This is a genomic window from Piscicoccus intestinalis NBRC 104926 (genome assembly GCF_001515525.1).
Classification (GTDB): Bacteria; Actinomycetota; Actinomycetes; order Actinomycetales; family Dermatophilaceae; genus Kineosphaera; species Kineosphaera intestinalis.
In genome coordinates this window covers 1-881 of record NZ_BCNQ01000315.1, presented here as the reverse complement: position 1 = coordinate 881, position 881 = coordinate 1, and the positions used below count along the sequence as shown (strand labels likewise).

The 881-nt window shown below is 76.0% G+C and carries 2 protein-coding genes; one reads left to right on the top strand and one right to left on the bottom strand.

Annotation, left to right across the window (positions count from 1 at the left end):
• A partial coding sequence (locus PINTE_RS21455) for a DNA glycosylase family protein (RefSeq protein ID WP_505804223.1) occupies positions 1-389 on the top strand: 389 nt, incomplete at its 5' end.
• A gap of 145 nt (positions 390-534) precedes the next feature.
• On the opposite strand, the gene PINTE_RS23580 is transcribed toward PINTE_RS21455, so the two are convergent.
• Positions 535-881 (bottom strand): hypothetical protein (locus PINTE_RS23580; protein ID WP_169798601.1); only part of this gene is annotated, 347 nt, incomplete at its 5' end.

Here is an 881-nt window from a genome sequence, read left to right as displayed (position 1 = left end):
CGTCGCGCTCCGACACCGTCATGCGCGCGGTGCGGTCGGCGGCGTCACTGGAGCGCTGTGCCCAGCTCTCGCCGGGGGCGGCGCGGGCTCGGCTCATGGCGATTCCGGGGGTGGGTGTGTGGACGGCGGCCGAGGTGGCGCACGTCGCGCTCGGCGACGCCGACGCGGTGAGCTTCGGCGACTACCACGTGGCCGCCGACATCGGGGTGGCCCTGACGGGCGAGCCCGTCGACGACCGCGGCCTGGAGCGGCTGCTGCGGCCCTACCTGGGGCATCGCTACCGCGTGCAGCGTCTGCTCGAGCTCGCCGGCGCGCGCCGCGAGCGGCACGGCCCGCGCCGCTCGCTGCCCTCGCACGTGCCGGCCTACGCGCGAGCGTCCCGCCGCTGACCCGCACGCCCGCGGGATTCGCCATATCGACGATCGCGATCCGCGCCCTCGACCGGTCCCAACCCGCTGACCTGCGCCAACGCTGTCGGTCGGCGGTGCGGCGGCGGCACGCGATCGTCGATCTGGCGAATCGTCGGGCGATGAGTCAGAGCAGGACGACGTGCACCCGGGCGGGTGCGCCGGGTCGGGCCGGTGGGGTGTGGGCGGCGATGCGCCCCTGCAGGCCCTCGGCGGCGAGCGCGACGAGCAGGCGCGCGGCGGCCACCCCGAGGGTGAGTTCGTCGGTGCCGCTGAGGTTCACGCCCTGCTGCACGACATCGCAGCGCACTCCGCGCAACTGAATCGGTCGGTGCGCCAACGGAGCTCGCGGGTGGTCGGCCGGGACGTCGCCTACCCCCGCGTCCTGCAGCGCCAACCGGCACGCGCGGTCGATGCGGTCGCCGAACTCGTCCGCGCCGACCGCCGGCACGCCCACGTCCAGGGCTTCGGGGG